The sequence below is a fragment of the Mycobacterium sp. MAA66 genome, assembly GCF_041261665.1.
Taxonomy (GTDB): Bacteria; Actinomycetota; Actinomycetes; order Mycobacteriales; family Mycobacteriaceae; genus Mycobacterium.
Window position 1 is genome coordinate 327,312 of record NZ_JBGCCC010000003.1, and the last position, 15,014, is coordinate 342,325.

Here is a 15,014-nt window from a genome sequence, read left to right on the forward strand (position 1 = left end):
AAAGGCCGTGCCACCCGTCATGTAACGGTGTAATCATGTAAACATGAGACAACATCATCATGGCCACGACCGCCGCGGCGGCTGGCAACAAGCGGGACAGCCCGATGCGGGCGACGCCGCTGACTGGTTCGCCGGTCGGCTGCCGGAAGAATGGTTCAGCGGCGATCCGAGCGTCACCGTGGACCGCGAGGAGATCACCGTCATCGGGCGATTGCCCGAACCGGAGAATCCCGAGACCGAAGCCAGGGCGTCGGGGCGGGCAGCTCGGTTCCGGGAGGAGACGCGGTCCGAGCGCATGCGCATCGCCGACGAGGCGGAGGCTCGCTATGGCCGCAAGGTCGCCTGGGGTGTATCGACCGGAGAGTCCGAACAGATTCTGTTCACCCACTTGGCGGTTCCGGTGATGACCCGGCTCAAGCAGCCGGAGCGCCAGGTACTCGACACTCTGGTCGACGCCGGGGTGGCCCGGTCGCGCTCCGATGCCCTGGCCTGGTCTGTGCGTCTGGTCGGCGAGCACGCCGACGAGTGGCTGGCCAAACTGCGGGACGCCATGACCGCCGTCGACGACCTGCGCGCCGAAGGGCCTCAGCTCTGAGCAACCATTGACCTTCGCCATGACGCGGGTGCAGGCTCAAGGGACCGGCCCGATGGGAGCGCGACATGAGCGATCGGTTGTTCGACTACTTCGGTGAAATGTTGTGCGGCAGCCTGGATACTGACCTCGCGTCCGCCGGGGTGATCGAGGCGGGCGATTTCACGAGATTCCTGACTGACGATGTGCGGCTGCACGTCATTGCGGGGCAGTTGGCTGCGGCGGAATGGGGTACCGCGGAAGGCCACGGCCTGGTCCAGGTGACTGCCACCCACATTGTCATCACCGAGCACGGCCTGCTGTACGCGGCCGAAGTCGGCGGTTCTAATCCGGGTTACTACCTGGCGGCACCGCGGGCACTGCTCGAACCCGTTGCCGACCATATTGCCGACAGTCCGCCGCCGTCCGGTGTGGCCGCTGCGGTGGACTGCCGTCTGGACCACGACCTCGCGTCCATGTGGCAGTTCGAGAGCGCACTCCGCCATCGTCTTGAGTCCGATCCGGTCATCCGCGTCCAACTGACAGCTGCATTCGCGGCCTGAGGTCGGTTCGTTGACGAGATGGCTTGGAAAACTCTGACCACTTTGTTTTCGCTGGTCACAGTGGATTACTGGTGTCACAACTGGCCGCATTTCTTGTCGGTGGTTCGAACTAGTGTTCGAGTATGGTTATCGATTCCGACGCGATCGAGGAGGCTTACGCCGACCTCGACGAGGTGCTTGGTCGGATAGCCGCGCTGGACTACACGGGACTCTCGGTGGCGGAATTGTTCGAGTTGCAGTCCCGCCGTGAACGCGCAGCGTGCGCGAGCGCCGCGGTTGACCACCGGATCCTGGCCGCGCTGCAGACCCAGATCACTGCCAAGGAGATCGGTGCGAAAAACTGGGCTGACGTGCTGCGGATCCGGCTACGGATCAGCGGTACCGAAGCCCGGCGCCGGGTCCGCGACGCGGAGAATCTCGGACCCCGTATCTCGCTGACCGGGGAAGCGTTGGCGCCAGTGCGCGAGTCGATCGCCGCGGCGCAGGCTGCCGGCGCCATCAACGCTGAACACATCGAGGCGATCGAGCATTTTTTCGCCACGCTGCCTGCGTGGGTCGACGTGGCAATCTATGCCCAGTGCGAACAGAACTTGATCGCCGGGGCACACCATCAAACGCCGGAAGAGCTCCGTAAGGCGGCCGAGCGGTTGCGGTATCTGCTCGACCAAGACGGCCCCGAACCCGATGACGCTGAACGTGCACGCCACCGCGGCATCCACGTCAGCAAGCAACATCCCGACGGCACGTCTGAAATGCGGGGCCGGCTGACCCCTGAGGCCCGTGCCATCTGGGACGCGGTCATGGACAAGCTCGCCGCTCCTGGCATGTGCAACCCCGACGACCCCACACCGTGCCTCTCGGGTACCCCGAGCCAAACCCAGGTCGATGGCGATACCCGCACGCCTGCGCAACGCAACCACGACGCCTTCGTGACTCTGGGACGGGCGGCGCCGGCCTGGCGGTCACTCACACTGGATCCACGGTGCCGATCCCCGACCTGATCCGCCTGGCATCGAACGCATACTGCTACCTCGCCGTCTTCGACAAACACACCAACATCCCGCTCTATTTAGGTCGCACCCGCCGCAGCGCCAGCGCCGGGCAACGCATCATGATGTTCGCGCGCGACCGCGGTTGTACCCGACCGGGCTGCACCGCCCCGGCCTCGCGCTGCCAGGCCCACCACCTGACCCCGTGGAAACGCGGCGGCACCACCGACATCACCAGCCTGGGGCTGGCCTGCGGCTGCGACAACCGACTCGAAGACACCGGCGGCTGGACCACCACCATGGGCCCCAGCGGCAAAGTCCACTGGACCCCACCGCCACTACTCGACGTCGGCCAACCCCGCACCAACCAGTACCACCACCCAACGCTGTACCCGGCAGAGAGTGAGGGAGAGGGCGAAACGGACAGTCCTGCATGCTGATACGGCGCACCTTCCTGCCGTGTTCAGGCCTGCGTCATCTCCCAATAGGCGCCGCGTTGCTGCAGCAACTCCGCGTGCGTACCCCGCTCGACGATCCGGCCGGCCTGCATCACGAGGATCAGATCGGCGTCCCGAATGGTGGAAAGCCGGTGCGCGATAATGAAACTCGTCCGGTTGCGGCGCAGCTCCGCGGTGGCCTGGGCGATCAGCAACTCGGTCCGGCTGTCCACCGAGCTGGTCGCCTCGTCCAGGATCAGCAGCCGTGGTCGGAGCAACAGTGCCCGGGCGATGGTGATCAACTGCTTCTCGCCGGCGCTGATGTTCACGCCGTTCTCGTTGAGCCGAGTCTGATAGCCACCGGGCAGCGTATGCACGAAATGATCGACGCGCGCTGCCCGCGCGGCATCGATCACCTCGGCCTCTGTGGCGTCCGGCCGGCCGTAGGCGATGTTGTCGTAGATGGTCCCGCCCAACAGCCAGGTGTCCTGCAGCACCATCCCTATCCGTGACCGCAGATGCTGACGGCTCATCGACGCAATGTCCTGACCGTCGACCAGGATTCGGCCGGAGTCAGGCTCGTAGAACCGCATCAGCAGATTCACCAAGGTGGTCTTGCCTGCGCCGGTCGGACCGACGATCGCCACGGTGCTGCCGGGCTCGGCGACCAGTGACAGGTCTTCGATCACCGGGGTGCCCGGCCGGTAGGAGAAGTTGACCCGATCGAACTCCACCCGGTCCGGGGCGCGCGATGTCTGCGCCGGGCCGGGCGCCGGCCCCGCGGGTTCCTCGTCCGCGTCGAGGAACTCGAAAACCCGCTCTGCGCTGGCAATCCCGGATTGCAGTGTGTTGTACATCGACGCGATCTGGGTCAATGGTTGGTTGAACTGCCGCACGTATTGGATGAACGCCTGAATGCTGCCCAGGCTGATCTGCCCGGTGGCGACCTGGATGCCGCCGACCACCGCGACGGCCACATAGCTGATGTTCCCGACGAATGTGGTGATCGGTGCGACCAACCCGGACAGTGACTGCGCGCCGAAACTCGCTTGGTACACATCGTTGTTCAGCTCACGGAACTTCGCTTCGGCCAGTGCCCGGTGTCCGAAGGTCTTCACCACGGTGAAGCCGCTGTAGGTCTCCTCGATGTGTGCGTTGAGCCGGCCGGTGTTGCGCCACTGTGCCAGGAACTGCTGCCGCGACCGTTTGGTGATGACCCGCGTGGCCAGCAGCGTCAACGGCACCGTCAGCAGCGTGATCCCTGCCAGCAGCGGTGAGATCCACAACATCGCGGCGAACACGGCCAGCACGGACAGCGCCGAGGTCAGCAGCTGGCTGACAGTGATCGACAGCGAGGTCTGGATGTTGTCGATGTCGTTGGTGACCCGGCTGAGCACTTCGCCCCGCTGCCGGGAATCGAAGTAGGACAGGGGTAATCGGTGAATCTTGTCCTCGACGTCAGCGCGCAGCCCGATCATGGTCCGCTGCACGATGGTGTTGAGCAGTCGGGCTTCGGCAAAGACCATCAGCGCCGAAACCAGATACAGCAGCAAGGCCAGGCACAACACATGCCCGACCGCAGCGAAGTCCACCCCCTGGCCGGGTACCGCGTGCGACCTGGCCAGCAGATCGGCAAAAGTGTTGTCGCCGTGGGCCCGTGCGGTGGCCACGGCCTGCTCATGACTGGTCCCGGCAGGCAGACCGCGACCCAGCACACCGGCGAACAACAGGTCGGTGGCATGCCCCAGGATGCGTGGGCCGATCACCCCGACGGCGATCCCGCCGATCCCGAGCAGCATCACCAGGACGACCCGACCGCGTTGCGGCAACAGCCGTTTCACCAGACGCAGTACCGAGCCGCGGAAGTCCTCGGACCGCCCGGTATCGGCCAGCATGGCGGCCGACGGGGGCCGCGTCACGCGTGCACTCCGTCGGCCTGTGTAATGAGTCGTCTCCGGCGACCGTGCATCATGAGACGCCTCCGGCGACGATGCATCATGAGACGCCTCCGGCGACGATGGCCTGCGAGTCGGCGAACTCGCGGTACACCGGGCAAGAGTCGAGCAAGTCCGAGTGGGTACCCACACCGACCACCTGGCCGCCGTCGAGCACGACGATCTGGTCGGCCGTCGTAACCGTCGAAATGCGTTGCGAGACAATGATCACCGTGGCTTCGGCGGCCACCTGAGCCAGCGCCGAACGGACCCGGGCGTCGGTGTGCACATCCAGGGCGGAGAAGGCGTCGTCGAACAGGTACACGGCCGGCCGGCGGATCACCGCACGCGCGATGGCCAGCCGCTGGCGCTGCCCGCCGGAGAAGTTCATGCCGCCCTGGGCGACGGGCATCGCCAAGCCCTCGGGGTGCGCCGCCACGAAATCGGCCGATGCCACCGCCAATGCGGACCACATCTCGTCCTCGGTGGCGTCGGCCTTGCCATACCGGAGGTTCTCCGCGACGGTGCCGGAGAACAGATGTCCGCGCTGCGGCACCAGCCCGATCGCCGACCAGAGGTCTTCTGGGTCGTAGTCGCGTACATCGACGCCGTCGACCAGCACTGCGCCTCCGGTCACGTCGTAGAGCCGGCACAGCAGCGACAGCAGGGTCGACTTGCCCGAACCGGTGGACCCCACCACGGCGGTGACGGTGCCCGGTCGGGCGGTCAGTGAAACCCCGTGCAGCACTGGGCTGTCCGCGCCCGGATATCCGAAAGTGGCGGCGTCGACTCGCATTTCGCCTCGCGCGACGGCCGGTCGTTCCGGTTGTGCGGGCGCGACGATGGACGGCTCGGTCGACAGCACGGCGGTGATCCGCTCGGCGCACACCGACGCCCGCGGCAGGATCACCAGCACGATCGTCACCATCAACACGGCCATCAAGATCTGCATGAAGTAGGACAGGAACGCGATCAGTGAGCCGACCTGCATCTGACCGCTGTCGATCCGCATGCCGCCGAACCAGATCACCGCCACGCTGGACAGGTTCACCACCAGCGTGGTCACCGGCAGCATGAACGCCTGCCAGCGCCCCACGGTGAGCGCGGTGTCTGCCAGCTCGTGATTGGCGGCGGCGAACCGGTCGCGTTCGGCGTCTTCCCTGGAGAACGCCCGGATCACGCGGATACCGGTGAGCTGCTCGCGCATCACGCGGTTGATGTTGTCGATCAACCGCTGCATGCTGCGGAACAGCGGCAACAGCCGCGAGATGATCCAGTAGTTGCACACGCCGAGCACCGGCACGCTGACCACCAACAGCCAGGACAGTCCCGCATTCTGGTGGATCGCCATGGCGATACCGCCGACGCACATGATCGGCGCGGTGATCAGCATCGTGCAGGTCATCTGCACCAGCACCTGAATCTGTTGGACGTCGTTGGTGGTGCGGGTCATCAGGGTCGGCGCGCCGAACCGCACGGCCTCGGAATTGGACCAGCCGAGCACCTGCCGGAACACCGCCGCGCGCAGGTCCCGGCCGAAACCCATGCCGGCGCGGGAACCGAAGTACACCGCGCCGATCGAACACAGCACCTGCAGCGCGCTGAAACCGAGCATCCCACCGCCCAGGCGCCCGATCACGGCGGTGTCCCCCCGGGCGACACCCTGATCGATGATGCGGGCGTTCAGTGTGGGCAGATACAGCGAGGCCAGGGTGCTGATCAGTTGCAGCGTCGCGACCACTGTCAGCGGCCCGCGATAGGGCCTGGTGAACCGCCGCAGCAAGCCCCAGAGCATGCGGTAACTGTGGCACACCGGTGAACGGGCAGGGAAAGACCAGGTCAATCGGCATGTCGGTGGTTGCTATGCGGCCCTGCCGCTACAGTGCAAGGCGTGACTCCCCGACAGGTGCTGACCGCATCCGCGACTGTGGTTGTGGCCGCGATGATTCCACTGGTTTCCGCCTGCTCGGACTCGCACAATTCAAGTGGCTCGTCCTCGGACCCGTCGGGCCCCACCACTGCGGCAGCGGCCAAGCACGGCCCGATGTTCCCCGAATGTGGCGGCGTCACCGACCAGACCGTCGCGCAGCAGACCCGGGTCACCGGACTGGTCAACACCGCGCGCAATTCCGTGGGCTGCCAGTGGCTGGCCGGCGGCGGAATCCTGGGACCGCACTTCTCCTTCACCTGGTACCGCGGCAGCCCGATCGGCCGCGAGCGCAAGACCGAAGAGCTGTCGCGGGCCAATGTCAACGACATCAACATCGGCGGGCACAGTGGTTTCATCGCGCAGGGCGCGGACCCGACGCTGGGTAACAGCCTCTGTGAGGTGGGCATCCAGTTCGATGATGACTTCTTCGAATGGTCGATCAGCTTCGCCGACAAGCCGTATCCCGACCCGTGCGACATCGCGAAGGAATTGGCCCGACAGACGATTGCGAACGCGAAATGATGTCCCTGAAGCGGGCCCTGGTGTTGGTGGCGGCGGTGACCATGACGGCCGGTTGTGCGAATTCGGTCAGCGGCACCGCGATGAAGGAAGGCGCCGGTGACTCCAGCGGCGGGCAGGATTCGGCGAAGACCTATCCGAACCTGCTCAAAGAGTGCGATGTGCTGACCAACGACGTGTTGGCCAAGACCGTCGGTGCCGATCCGTTGGACATCCAGAGCACGTTCGTCGGTGCAGTGTGCCGGTGGCAGGCGCTCAACCCGAGCGGGCTGATCGACATCACCCGATTCTGGTTCGAGAAGGGCAGCCTGGATGAGGAAACCCAGGTGGCCCAGCACCTCAACTACAAGATCGACAACAAGTCGATCGCCGGGGTCAAGTCCATCATCATGCATCCGAACGACCCAAACGGCTCGTGTGGCGTCGCCAGCGATGCCGGCGGTGTGGTCGGTTGGTGGGTCAATCCGCAGGCGCCGGGTATCGACGCGTGCACCATGGCCAGCAAGTTGATGGAGCTGACGTTGGCCACCAACTCATGAGGCGGCTCGCGGCCGCGTTGTTGGCGCTGTGCGCCCTGATGTCGCTGGCCGGGACCGCCTCGGCACAGCCGCCGCAGCCGCAGCCGCCCCTGGCCCCGACGGACCGCGCCGCTCAGTTGCTGGACGCGGTGGTGGCTGGGAATTACGCCGCCGTGACGGCGGACTTCGACCCCACCATGCGAAAGCGCCTGACACCGCAGGCACTCGGGTCAGCGTGGACGACCTACCAGGAAGTGTTCGGTCTGTACCAGTCGCACGATGACCCGCAACAGGTGCCACGCGGGGACCTGACCGTGGTGAGCGTGCCGCTGGACATGGCCAAACAGCCCGGAGAATTCCGGCTGAAGTTTCACGGCGACGGCACCATCGCCGGTCTGTACTTCCTGAAGGCCGGGGTGCCGATTCCCTGATCGGCTACCGAGGCACGTGGAAGGTCTGTAGCGCTGCGCCTCGCAGCTCGAGCCGGTCCCACGGCTGCGTTGTCTGCAACACCGCGAGCGCCGACGTCGGGTACTTGACGACGATCTCCTCGGCGGCGGCCTGACTGCTCCCCGGCCCCGCGAGTCCCAAGGCCAGAGACGACATCACCGGCTCGTGGCCGATCAGCAAGAGCGTGTCGGCCTGACCGCCGAGCTCGTTGATGACGCCGATCGCGATGCCCACTGTGGCGTCATACAGGCGGTCGACGTACGTGACCGGCGCGGTGATCGCGGTCCGCGCCAGCGTTTGGCGGGTCCGGGTGGCCGTCGAACACAGCACTGCGTCCACCGGCGGCTGGGTCGCCCTGATCCAGTCGCCGGCCAGCGCGCCTTCCCGGATGCCGCGCTTGGCCAGTGGCCGTTCATGGTCGGCGACCCCGTCGGGGTAGTCCGACTTGGCGTGCCGCAGCAGGATCAGCGTTCGGGTTCCCGTCACCCGCCCACCGTAGATCCCCGATGTTGTCGGTGTCCGGTTTTACACTCGCCATGCCCGGTTGATCAACACCGGAAACATCGCGAGAAACGAGAAAGGGGACGCCGAGATGCGTTTCGTGCACACCGCCGACTGGCAGCTCGGCATGACCCGGCACTTTCTCAATGGCGAGGCCCAGCCGAGGTATTCGGCCGCACGCCGGGAAGCGGTGGTCCGGCTCGGGGCGATGTGCGCCGAGGTCGGGGCCGAGTTCGTCGTGGTGGCCGGCGACGTGTTCGAGCACAACCAGCTCGATCCGCGCGAGATCAGCCTGTCGCTGGAGGCGCTGCGGGCCATCAAGGTCCCGGTGTTCCTGTTGCCGGGCAACCATGACCCCCTGGACCCGTCCTCCGTGTACACCAGTGCCTTGTTCGCCGCCGAATGCCCCGCCAACGTCGCGGTGCTCGACGGCGTGCACGAACTGCGTAGCGGGGTCCAGATCGTCGGTGCCCCCTGGCGGTCCAAGAACCCCACGACCGACCTCACCGGTGACGCGGTCGCCAAGCTGTCGGCTGACGGGGTGACCCGGATCGTGGTCGGCCACGGCGGCATCGACGCACTCGACCCTGATCCGACCAAGGCTTCCCTGATCCGGCTGGATACCGTTGAGGCCGCGGTGTCCCGCGACGCGGTTCACTATGTGGCATTGGGGGACAAGCACTCTCGCACGGACGTCGGGTCCACCGGACGCATCTGGTACTCGGGCGCGCCGGAGGTCACCAACTACGACGACATCGAACCAGACTCCGGCCATGTGCTGGTGGTGGACATCGATGATGAGGACCGCTCGGTCACGGTGAATGCCCGCCGGGTGGGCCGCTGGCGGTTCGTCACGCTGCGGCGCGCGGTGGACACCGATCGCGACATCGCCGATTTGGATCTGAATCTGGACGGCCTGCCGGACAAGGAACGCACCGTGGTTCGGCTCGCGCTCACCGGCTCGCTGACCATCACCGACAAGGCGGTCCTGGATACCTGCCTGGACCGCTACTCCCGGTTGTTCGCCGCTCTGACAACGTGGGACCGGCACACCGACCTGGCGGTGCTGCCGGCCGACGGCGAGTTCGATGATCTGGGGATCGGTGGGTTCGCCGCCGCCGCGGTCGACGAGCTGGTCGGCACCGCCCGCGCAGACGGGGACGGCGCCGACGATGCCCGGGCTGCGCTGGCTCTGCTGCTGCGGCTGGTGGATCGGGGCAGTGCAGCATGAAACTACATCGGATGGTCCTGACCAACTACCGCGGAATCACTCACCGCGAGATCGACTTTCCCGATCGCGGCGTCGTCGTGGTGGCCGGGGCCAACGAGATCGGCAAGTCCTCGATGATCGAGGCGCTGGATCTGCTGTTGGAGGCCAAGGACAACTCCGCCAAGAAGGACGTCAAGCAGGTCAAGCCCACCCACGCGGATGTCGGCGCCGAAGTCATGGCCGAAATCTCTACTGGTCCTTACCGATTCGAATACTACAAACGGTTTCACAAACGCGCCGAGACTCGGCTGACCGTCCTGGCGCCGCGGCGCGAGCAGTTGACCGGTGGTGAAGCGCATGACCGGGTGCAGGCCATGCTGGCCGAGACCGTCGATACCGAGTTGTGGAAGGCGCAGCGGATTCTGCAGTCCGCGGCCACCATTGCGGTCGACCTGGCCGGCTGTGACGCACTGGCCCGAGCGCTCGACGTCGCGGCCGGGCAGGCCGGAGCCATGGACGGGGCCCTCTCCGGGAACGAGCCGCTGCTGGTCGATCGCATCGACTCGGAATTCAGCACGTACTTCACCGGCACCGGCCGGCCGACCGGTGTGTGGGCAGCAGCCATCAAGGAATTGAAGGCCGCCCAGGCCGAATCGGACGCGTGCGCCAGTGCGGTCGCGGAGGTCGACGACGCGGTGCAGCGGCACGGCGAACTGGCCATCGAATTGGCCACGGCCACTGATCAATTGGCGGAATCCGGTCTGCGATTGACGCGCGCTCGCGCAGCCGCCGGGGCGGTCGATCAGGTACGCGACCAGTTGGGGCAGGCCCGGGTTCAGGCGCAGGCGGCAGCCGCCACGTCGGCCGCGGCTCGGTCGGCCTTGGCCGAACGGCGTCGGTTTCAGGCCGAGGTGGAGCAGAGGTCGGCCGCCATCGGCGATCTGAGCACCGCGGCGACCCGGTCGGCGCAGCAGCACGAGGTGGCCGTGGCGGCCCAACTGGCCGCTGATGGTGCCGTGACCGCGGCACGAACCATGTTGGAAGCCAGTAGAATCCGTGCCGACACCGCGCGTCGTACCGTCGACCAGCTGGCTCGGCGAGCCGAAATTGATCGCCTCTCCGTGCAACTGGATCAGCTCCGGGGCGTGGAATCGGATCTGACGCACGTCCGCGTTCAACTTGGCGCGATCACGGTGACAGCCGCCGCGATGAAGGACATCGAGCGTGCTGAGGTTGCCGTGGACCGCGCCGCAACCGCCGCCGAAATCGCCTCGGCGCGAATCGAATTGGTTGCCGCTGCCGACGTCGAGGTCAGGGTCGCCGGTAGCGAGGTGGCGCTGACCGCCGGCTCACCCTGGTCCGCGGGCATCGGTGGACAGACCGAGATCGAGGTTCCGGGTCTGTTGACCGTGCGGGTCCTGCCCGGCACGCCCGCGGCTGAAACCGGCGCCGCGCTCGTCGCGGCCCGCGACGCACTGGTGGCGCTACTGCAGCCGTTCGGTCTGGCCGATGCGGACACTGCTCGGGAGCACGATGCGCGGCGGCGTGAGCTCGAGTCCCAGCGGGATCGGCTGGACGTCAAATGGCAGACACTGCTGGGTGCCGACTCCGTCGAATCGCTGACTTCCCGGCTGGAGCGGTTGCGGGTGCAAGTGGCCGACGCGGAACCCGTGGACCCTGATCTGGCGCGCGCCGAACTGGAACTCGCTGACGTCGAGCTACGCAGCGCGACAAGCGAATACGAGGACCGTAGGGACGGTGCCGGCGCCGCTGCGGCAGCAGTGGCTGCGGCGCTGACAGCAGCGACTGTGGACCGCGCCGCACTGGATTCGGCGAGCAGTGCGCTCACCGATGCGACTGCCCGGCTCGCCCGGCAGCGCGAGCACGAGGATGACGCGGCGCTCGCGGCGAAGGCTCAGACCCTCAGCGCAGACGCGGTCACCGCGTCTGCGCGGGAGCAGGAACTTGCCGCGACGTTGGCAGCCGCCGAACCGGAATCGGTGGCGGTCGAGCTGGCCGCGGCCAGCGCACACGCCGATCTGCTGACCGCCCGTCACCAGGACGTCGACGGGCGATTGCGGGATGTGACTGCACAATTGAAGGTGTACGGCACCCAGGGGCGGCAGAGTCGACTGGATGCGGCCCTGGCCGAGCTGCGGCACGCCGAGTCCGAACATGCCGGGGTCGGTCGCCGGGCTCGGGCCGCCGAACTGCTGCGCACCGTGATGGGTCGGCACCGGGACCAGGCCCGCCAGCGCTACGTCGAACCGTTCCGCAAGGAAGTGGAACGGTTGGGCCGCATCGTGTTCGGCGAGACCCTCGAGGTGGCAGTCGACAGTGACCTGCGGATCTGCAGCCGCACCGTCGAGGGCCGCACCGTGCCCTACGAGTCGTTGTCCGGAGGTGCCAAGGAGCAACTGGGCATCGTGGCCAGACTGGCCGGTGCGGCGCTGGTCGCCAAGGAAGACAGCGTCCCGGTGATCATCGACGATGCATTGGGTTTCACCGACGCCGGGCGACTGGCCAAGATGGGCGAGGTTTTCGACGCGGTCGGTGGCGATGGCCAGGTGATCGTCCTGACCTGCAGCCCGGACCGGTACGCCAGCGTCGGGGATGCCACGCGAATCGAGCTCATCGCCTGACGGTTCGTGACACACTGCGGCGGTGATCGTTGACTACATCGTGGTGGGGACCGGCTCGGCCGGTTCGGTGTTGGCCAACCGTCTGAGCGCGAACCTCGGCACTCAGGTTGCGGTGCTGGAGGCGGGACTTGCCGACACCAACCAGTTCATCCGCATCCCAGCGGCATTCGCCAAACTGTTTCGTACCGAGTACGACTGGGACTACCTGACCGAGCCGCAGGCCGAACTCGCTGGGCGACAGATCTTCTGGCCACGCGGTAAGACCCTGGGCGGGTCGTCATCAATGAACGCCATGATGTGGGTGCCGGGATTCCCGGCCGACTATGACGAGTGGGGTGAGCTCGCCGGCGAGGACTGGTCGTACGCCGGCGTCGAGAAGTATTTCGACCGCATCGAGGGCGGACCGCTGTCGCTGCAGGCGCAGCGCAGCCCGCGCAGCATCACCGGCGCGTGGCTGCAGGCTGCCGAAGAGTGTGGCCACGACGGATTCGTCGAGACCCGGGTATGCCAGCGGCGCGGGGCACGGTGGAGTACCGCCGATGCGTACTTGCGTCCGGCGTTGCTGCGCAACAACATCCATCTGCGCACCGGGGCGACTGCCACCAAGGTGCTGGTCGAGGACGGCCGCGCCGTCGGGGTGGAATACCAGTGCCACGGCCGCAACCACGTGGTGCGAGCCCGGCGTGAAGTGATTCTGTGCGGCGGGGCGATCAACACGCCGCAGTTGCTCATGCTGTCCGGGATCGGGCCACGCGAGCATCTCGCCGAGCACGGGATCGATGTGGTCTACGACGCTCCCGAGGTGGGCGAGAACCTGCTGGATCATCTGTTGGTGCTACTCGGTTTCGACGCCAACTGCCAAACCCTCACCGATGCCGAGAAGCCGGCCGAGTTGGTGAACTACCTGACCCGGCGCCGCGGGATGCTCACCTCGAATGTGGGTGAGGCATATGGCTTTGTGCGCAGCAATCCGGATCTGGAGCAGCCTGATGTCGAGCTGATCTTCGCGCCGGCTCCGTTCTTCGACGAGGGCATCGGCGAGCCGTACCAGAAGCCGGCCATCGCGATGGGGCCGATCCTGCTCAAGCCGAAGAGCTCCGGCAGCATCCGGTTGGCCTCGGCCGATCCGCTGGCCAAGCCGATCATCGACCCGCGTTACCTGTCCGACCCGGCGGGAGCCGACCGGGCCGCGGTGATGGCTGGACTGCGGATGACCGCAGAGATCGCCAAGGCTCCGGCGTTGCAGGGGCTGCTGGGCGGCGTCGTGCGGCCACTGGGAGCAGGTGAGCTGGACGAACAGGTACTCGAAAAGGCGCTTGCCACCACGTCACACACGCTGTACCACCCGACCACCACCTGCCGGATGGGCAGTGACGAGGCCAGTGTGGTGGACCCGCAACTGCGGGTGCGCGGGGTCGATGGACTGCGGATCGCCGATGCGTCGGTGATGCCGACCATCATCCGCGGCCACACCCACGCCCCGAGTGTGTTGATCGGGGAGAAAGCCGCCGACCTGCTGACCTCCTAGAAATAGGCGTTGGCGGGAATCGCAGTGCCGTGCAACAGATTCTGGCCGATCACCCGCGCCTTGAGGCCCACTGGATTGTGTAACGTGATGGTGCGGATGTTGCGCCAGTGCCGGTCCAGGTTGCGCTGCCGGCTGGCAGCTGAGGCACCGCCGAGCTCCAACAGCCGGGTGGCGGCCTCGGGCGCGACGTCATCGAGATGCACCTTGACCTTGGCCGCGGCCAACTGCGCCGTGGTGGCCAGGGCGGCATCTGGCACGCCGTCCGCCCCGGCTGAATCCAGAGCGGCCCCGATGGCGTCGGCCGCTTCCAGCACGGAGGCCCGGGCGATATACGCGGTAGCCGCGAGCTCACCGAGCTGACGCTGCAGCAGCGGGTCGTCCACCGGGCGCTCGGTGACTGCGTGGCTGAAACTGCGCTGCCGGGAACGCAATAGCTCGATTCCGTCGTCGACGATGTTCTCCAGGATCCCGGCCACCACGGCGTGGATGAACAACTGCAGCGCCGCATATTGCACGGTCGGCTCTGGGGCGGTGTCATAGCCGGTGTCGGTCAGCAGTTCTTCGGGGAGCACCGTCACACTCGTGAACCTGGTGGTGCCGGTGCCGGTCCTGCGCTGGCCGAAGCCGTCCCAGTCGTCGATCAATTCGACCCCGGCCCGGTCGGCCGGGACCACCACGGTGGCCACCGAGTCGTGATCGGTGGTGGCGGTGACGGTCAGATAGTCCGAGAACAGCGTGCCGGTGCTGTAGAACTTCTCGCCGGTGAGCGTGAAGCCTCCGTCGTGGGCGGGCCGCAGCCGGGTGTTGAACACCAGGCTGCCCACCGCCAGCGGGCCTTTCTCGCTGAACGCATTGCCGAAGATCCGGCCGTCGGCCACCTTGTTCAGCCAGGTCACCGACGCCTGGTCGCCGGCTGACCGCAGTCGTTCCTCGACGAACCAGAAATGCGTTCGGAAGATGTGGGCGACAACGGGATCAGCGCGTGCGACGTCGATCACTGCGGAATATAGTTGCGGCACAGTCAGTCCCGCGCCGCCTAGCTCGACAGGCAGGCGGAGTCCGCCGAAACCCGCTCGCTTGAGCTGGGCTACCTGGTCAAATGGGTTCTCGTCGTTGAGGTCTCGGTCTTTTGCGCCGATCCTGATCCGGCCCAGCAGCTCAGCCCATTGAGGTGAGCCGGGATGGACGGTGATCGGCCTCTCCACTGTGGTCATGTCCCAGT

General features: G+C 66.6%; 12 protein-coding genes and 1 pseudogene. 9 read left to right on the top strand and 4 right to left on the bottom strand.

What is annotated here, in order from left to right:
* The first annotated feature begins 43 nt into the window (after window positions 1-43).
* The 3 genes and pseudogenes from ABIA30_RS13855 (at window position 44) to ABIA30_RS13865 (ending at window position 2,563) form a co-directional block, all read left to right on the top strand.
* Window positions 44-595, top strand: coding sequence for a hypothetical protein (locus tag ABIA30_RS13855; RefSeq protein ID WP_370066168.1), 552 nt, complete (start codon window positions 44-46; stop codon window positions 593-595).
* Between the two features lie 65 nt (window positions 596-660).
* The gene (locus ABIA30_RS13860) at window positions 661-1,134 is read left to right on the top strand and encodes a hypothetical protein (protein ID WP_370066169.1); all 474 of its coding nucleotides are present in this window, start codon (window positions 661-663) and stop codon (window positions 1,132-1,134) included.
* A 122-nt stretch (window positions 1,135-1,256) separates the two neighbouring features.
* Window positions 1,257-2,563: pseudogene (locus ABIA30_RS13865) on the top strand (DUF222 domain-containing protein).
* A 23-nt stretch (window positions 2,564-2,586) separates the two neighbouring features.
* Here the strand turns inward: ABIA30_RS13865 and ABIA30_RS13870 are convergent.
* Together ABIA30_RS13870 and ABIA30_RS13875 are read right to left on the bottom strand one after the other, a co-directional pair.
* Window positions 2,587-4,455 (bottom strand): ABC transporter ATP-binding protein, encoded by a 1,869-nt coding sequence (locus ABIA30_RS13870; RefSeq protein ID WP_370066344.1) that lies wholly within the window; start codon window positions 4,453-4,455, stop codon window positions 2,587-2,589.
* Between the two features lie 100 nt (window positions 4,456-4,555).
* Window positions 4,556-6,289: an ABC transporter ATP-binding protein gene (locus tag ABIA30_RS13875; RefSeq protein WP_370066171.1), complete on the bottom strand. Its 1,734-nt coding sequence runs from the start codon at window positions 6,287-6,289 to the stop codon at window positions 4,556-4,558.
* Between the two features lie 147 nt (window positions 6,290-6,436).
* Between ABIA30_RS13875 and ABIA30_RS13880 the strand changes: the two genes are divergently transcribed.
* The 3 genes from ABIA30_RS13880 to ABIA30_RS13890 are packed head-to-tail and all read left to right on the top strand — an operon-like array spanning window position 6,437 to window position 7,892.
* Window positions 6,437-6,946 (top strand): DUF3558 domain-containing protein, encoded by a 510-nt coding sequence (locus ABIA30_RS13880; protein ID WP_370066346.1) that lies wholly within the window; start codon window positions 6,437-6,439, stop codon window positions 6,944-6,946.
* Window positions 6,946-7,482, top strand: a complete 537-nt coding sequence (locus tag ABIA30_RS13885) for a DUF3558 domain-containing protein (protein WP_370066173.1) — start codon at window positions 6,946-6,948, stop codon at window positions 7,480-7,482. The genes ABIA30_RS13880 and ABIA30_RS13885 overlap by 1 nt, the downstream gene beginning before the upstream one ends.
* Window positions 7,479-7,892, top strand: a complete 414-nt coding sequence (locus ABIA30_RS13890; protein ID WP_370066175.1) for a DUF3887 domain-containing protein — start codon at window positions 7,479-7,481, stop codon at window positions 7,890-7,892. Before ABIA30_RS13885 ends, ABIA30_RS13890 begins: the two co-directional genes overlap by 4 nt.
* Window positions 7,893-7,896: 4 nt before the next feature.
* Here ABIA30_RS13890 and ABIA30_RS13895 read toward each other — a convergent pair whose 3' ends face one another.
* Entirely contained in the window at window positions 7,897-8,397 is a 501-nt protein-coding gene (locus ABIA30_RS13895) for a histidine phosphatase family protein (protein ID WP_370066177.1), read from the bottom strand.
* A 106-nt stretch (window positions 8,398-8,503) separates the two neighbouring features.
* Between ABIA30_RS13895 and ABIA30_RS13900 the strand changes: the two genes are divergently transcribed.
* Genes ABIA30_RS13900 through ABIA30_RS13910 form a run of 3 tightly spaced genes read left to right on the top strand, consistent with a single transcriptional unit; the run spans window position 8,504 to window position 13,792 of the window.
* On the top strand, window positions 8,504-9,643 hold the full coding sequence (locus ABIA30_RS13900; protein ID WP_370066179.1) for an exonuclease SbcCD subunit D: 1,140 nt from the start codon (window positions 8,504-8,506) through the stop codon (window positions 9,641-9,643).
* Window positions 9,640-12,264, top strand: coding sequence for an AAA family ATPase (locus ABIA30_RS13905; protein WP_370066181.1), 2,625 nt, complete (start codon window positions 9,640-9,642; stop codon window positions 12,262-12,264). The genes ABIA30_RS13900 and ABIA30_RS13905 overlap by 4 nt, the downstream gene beginning before the upstream one ends.
* A gap of 22 nt (window positions 12,265-12,286) precedes the next feature.
* Window positions 12,287-13,792: a GMC family oxidoreductase gene (locus ABIA30_RS13910; RefSeq protein ID WP_370066183.1), complete on the top strand. Its 1,506-nt coding sequence runs from the start codon at window positions 12,287-12,289 to the stop codon at window positions 13,790-13,792.
* Here ABIA30_RS13910 and ABIA30_RS13915 read toward each other — a convergent pair.
* Entirely contained in the window at window positions 13,789-15,006 is a 1,218-nt protein-coding gene (locus tag ABIA30_RS13915; RefSeq protein WP_370066185.1) for an acyl-CoA dehydrogenase family protein, read from the bottom strand. The genes ABIA30_RS13910 and ABIA30_RS13915 overlap by 4 nt on opposite strands.
* Window positions 15,007-15,014 lie beyond the last annotated feature (8 nt).

What these genes read in the sequence shown, in the direction of transcription:
- ABIA30_RS13885 (WP_370066173.1), top strand. Translation starts at nt 6,946, where the DNA reads ATGTCCCTGAAGCGGGCCCTGGTGTTGGTGGCGGCGGTGACCATGACG.
- ABIA30_RS13855 (WP_370066168.1), top strand. Translation starts at nt 44, where the DNA reads ATGAGACAACATCATCATGGCCACGACCGCCGCGGCGGCTGGCAACAA.
- ABIA30_RS13860 (WP_370066169.1), top strand. Translation starts at nt 661, where the DNA reads ATGAGCGATCGGTTGTTCGACTACTTCGGTGAAATGTTGTGCGGCAGC.
- ABIA30_RS13915 (WP_370066185.1), bottom strand. Translation starts at nt 15,006, where the DNA reads ATGACCACAGTGGAGAGGCCGATCACCGTCCATCCCGGCTCACCTCAA.
- ABIA30_RS13905 (WP_370066181.1), top strand. Translation starts at nt 9,640, where the DNA reads ATGAAACTACATCGGATGGTCCTGACCAACTACCGCGGAATCACTCAC.
- ABIA30_RS13870 (WP_370066344.1), bottom strand. Translation starts at nt 4,455, where the DNA reads ATGCTGGCCGATACCGGGCGGTCCGAGGACTTCCGCGGCTCGGTACTG.
- ABIA30_RS13890 (WP_370066175.1), top strand. Translation starts at nt 7,479, where the DNA reads ATGAGGCGGCTCGCGGCCGCGTTGTTGGCGCTGTGCGCCCTGATGTCG.
- ABIA30_RS13875 (WP_370066171.1), bottom strand. Translation starts at nt 6,289, where the DNA reads ATGCTCTGGGGCTTGCTGCGGCGGTTCACCAGGCCCTATCGCGGGCCG.
- ABIA30_RS13880 (WP_370066346.1), top strand. Translation starts at nt 6,437, where the DNA reads ATGATTCCACTGGTTTCCGCCTGCTCGGACTCGCACAATTCAAGTGGC.
- ABIA30_RS13900 (WP_370066179.1), top strand. Translation starts at nt 8,504, where the DNA reads ATGCGTTTCGTGCACACCGCCGACTGGCAGCTCGGCATGACCCGGCAC.